Origin of the sequence: Streptomyces sp. M-16 (genome assembly GCF_052114405.1) — a bacterium.
Lineage (GTDB): Bacteria > Actinomycetota > Actinomycetes > Streptomycetales > Streptomycetaceae > Streptomyces.
On the sequence record NZ_JBFRER010000260.1, the window covers coordinates 1 to 3035 of the forward strand.

Consider the following 3035-nt stretch of genomic DNA (forward strand, 5'->3'; position numbering starts at 1 on the left):
GCCCCGGGCGCCGGGMGGCCCCGCGGGCTCGCCGGTCGGCGCGGGGGGCGCCGGGGCGGCCGTCGCGGCCGTCCCGTCCTCGTGTTCCGGATCCGCACCGCGGGCCATCGCACCGGCGCCGTCGGTCGTCGCTGTCATGGCTTCCCCTTAGAACAGTGTCCTCTGCTGTGCTGGGGTCTGCCGTCGGCCGGAGCGTGCTAGCAGGTGGCGGCGCCGGCCGGCGACTCGCGCTTCATATCCGCTGCCGGGTGGCGATCACCTCTTGCGCACGACGACGAAGTCGGCGAGGGCGACGAGCTGGTCCCGTACCCGCTGCGGCATGTTCACGTCGTCCAGGGCGCGGATCGCCACCGCGTGCTGGCGCCGGGCCTCGTCGGCGGTCCACTGACGGCCGCCCGCCGCCTCGATGAGCGCGGCGCGGTGGGCGAACTCCTCCTCGGAGAAGTTCTCGAAGTCGTTGCTCTTGGCGTCGGCGGCGAGCAGCTGCGCGAGTTCCTCGCAGGCGGGACCGCCGGCCGCGAGGGCGGCGACCACCGGCAGGGACTTCTTGCGCTGGCGCAGGTCGCTCCAGGTCTGCTTGCCGGTGGCGTCGGGGTCGCCCCAGATGCCGAGGAGGTCGTCGACGGCCTGGAAGGCGAGGCCGAGGTGGTAGCCGTACTCCTCCAGCTTGTCCGCGGTGCGGTCGTCGGCGCCGCCCAGGACGGCGCCGATGGAGACCGCGCAGGCGAGCAGGGCGCCCGTCTTGTTGCCCTCCATCTCCAGGCACTCCTCGACGCTGACGCTCTCGCGGTGCTCGTAGGAGATGTCCTGGGCCTGGCCGTCGATGAGCTTGCGGCTGGCGGTGGTCAGACGGCGGGCCGCGCGGCCCGCCTCGACGGTGCCCAGCTCCAGCAGGACCTCGTTGGCGAGGGCGAAGAGGGCGTCGCCGACGAGGATCGCCAGCGCCGGCCCGTGGACCTTCCATACCGTGTCGCGGTGGCGGCGCTGTTCGTCGCCGTCCATCAGGTCGTCGTGCAGCAGCGAGAAGTTGTGGACGAGCTCCACGGCGACGGCGCCCGGGATGCCGACCTCCGCGGAGGCACCGGCGGCCTCGGCGGAGAGCAGGGCGAGGGCGGGCCGGACGGCCTTGCCCCCGTCGCCGTCCGCCGGGTTGCCCTGGGCGTCGATCCAGCCGAAGTGGTAGGCGGCGACCGTGTCCATGGGCGCCGCGAGCCGGTCTACGGCGGCGCGGAGCACGGGGGTCGACAGCGTGCGGCCGCGTTCCAGGAGGGCGAGCGTGTCCGCCTGCTCCCCGCCGGCCGTGCCCACACTGGCAGCCGTGTTCTCGACAGCCGGGTTCCCCGGGTTCACTGGCTCTCCTCTGGTTCCTGTACGTGCTGTGCCGGTTGTGCTGGTGGTCGTGGTCTTCATGCCGCCTCCCACGGAGGACGTCCGGCGGGGCGGCCCAGGGCGCTGAGTGCCGCCCGTGCCGCACCGGTGCCGCTGCGGACCGCGCTCTCCATGGTCGCGGGCCAGCCGGTGGCGGTCCACGCACCGGCGAGATAGAGGCCCGGCGTGTCGGTCCGGTTGCCGGGGCGCAGCCGGCCGACGCCCGGACTCGGGGCGAAGGTGGCGGTGCGTTCCCGGGTGACGAAGAAGTCGCGCACCTTCGCGCCGCGGGCGGCGGGCAGCAGCCGCTCCAGCTCCGGCAGGTACTTGGCGCGCAGGACGGACACCGGTTCGTCGATGTCGTCCTGGGCCACCGACTGGGACAGGGCCAGGTACTGGCCGCCGTCGGTGAGGCCGGAGGCGTCGGTGCGGTCGAAGACCCACTGGACGGGGGAGCCCAGGGCCGCGAAGAAGGGCTGCCTGAGCACCTTGCGGTCGTAGACGACGTGGACGTTGAGGATCGGCGCGGTGCCGATGTCGAGGAGCTTGTCCGGGTCGGCCAGCGCCCCGGGCGGGAGCAGCCCGTGGGCCTCGCGCTGCGGGACGGCGAGGACGACGGTGCCCGCCGCGAGGGACTCCTCCTCGGTGTCGACCCGCCAGTTCCCGTCGTCCGTACGGGAGACGCAGGTGACCCGGGTGCGCAGTTCGGTGCGCACGTCGGCCGCGTCGAGGGCCTTGCGGGCGAGGGTGTCGTGGAGGTCGCCGAGCGGGACGCGGGCCCAGCCGATGTCGGCGGCGCCGTTCTCGGAGAGCAGGCCGGTCTTGAAGACCATGGCGGCCAGGCCCAGCGAGGACTGGCCGGCGGTGGCGTTGAGGGTGGCGATGCCGACGAGGTCCCAGAGGGCCTCGACGGTGCGCGGGGACTGGCCGTAGCGGGCGAGCCAGGTAGCGAAGTCCAGGCCGTCGAGCGCCGGGTCGGCCGGGTCGAGGCGGCGCAGGGCGAGGGCGGCGCGTCCCACGCTCACCCGCTCGGCGAGCGAGAGGTGCGGGTAGGTGGCCAGGGAGGCCGCCAGGTGCAGGGGGACGGGCAGGGCGCTGCGGCGCAGTCGGCCCAGGCGGGGTCCCCGGGGGTGGGCGACGTCGAGGACGGGGACGTCGAGCCGGTCCTGGACCGGGGCGAGGTCCGCGCCGCCGACGCGGTCCAGGAACCACCGGTAGGCCGTGCAGCAGCGGAGGTAGACGTGCTGGCCGTTGTCGACGGTCAGCTCGCCGCGCTTGAAGGAGAACGCGAGGCCGCCGAGCCGGGGGCGGCTTTCGAGCAGGGTGACCCGCAGTCCGGCGTCGGCGAGCCGGAGCGCGGCGGTGACTCCGGCGAGTCCGCCGCCGACGACGACGGCATGCCGGTCGGTGTCCTGGCCGGCGCCTCGCGGCGCGCTCCGGTCGGCCGTGCTCATGCGTCCTCCCCCGTGGTGCGGTGGCCCTGGCGGGCGGTGGGGGCGGGCATGCCTCGGTGCGCCGCGGTCCGGCGCGGACCACGGCCTTCGCCCGCCCGGAGAGACGCCGCGGCGGCTGCCGGGGTTGCCCGGCGGTCGGCCGGATCCGCCGCGGGGCGTGCCGCGGTCCGCCGGGCGGCCGGGCGGTCGCCGGCCGTGCGGGCGGCCCGGGGC

2 protein-coding genes are annotated in these 3035 nt (G+C 75.5%); both read right to left on the reverse strand.

The features are described 5' to 3' along the window. Nucleotides 1-255: 255 nt before the first annotated feature. Complete coding sequence (locus tag AB4039_RS41825) at nt 256-1350, reverse strand: polyprenyl synthetase family protein (protein ID WP_371675713.1); 1095 nt, start codon at nt 1348-1350, stop codon at nt 256-258. Nucleotides 1351-1406: 56 nt separating this feature from the next. After that, on the reverse strand, nt 1407-2822 hold the full coding sequence (gene hpnE, locus AB4039_RS41830; RefSeq protein WP_266843845.1) for a hydroxysqualene dehydroxylase HpnE: 1416 nt from the start codon (nt 2820-2822) through the stop codon (nt 1407-1409). Nucleotides 2823-3035 lie beyond the last annotated feature (213 nt).

What these genes read in the sequence shown, in the direction of transcription:
- hpnE (WP_266843845.1), bottom strand. Translation starts at nt 2,822, where the DNA reads ATGAGCACGGCCGACCGGAGCGCGCCGCGAGGCGCCGGCCAGGACACC.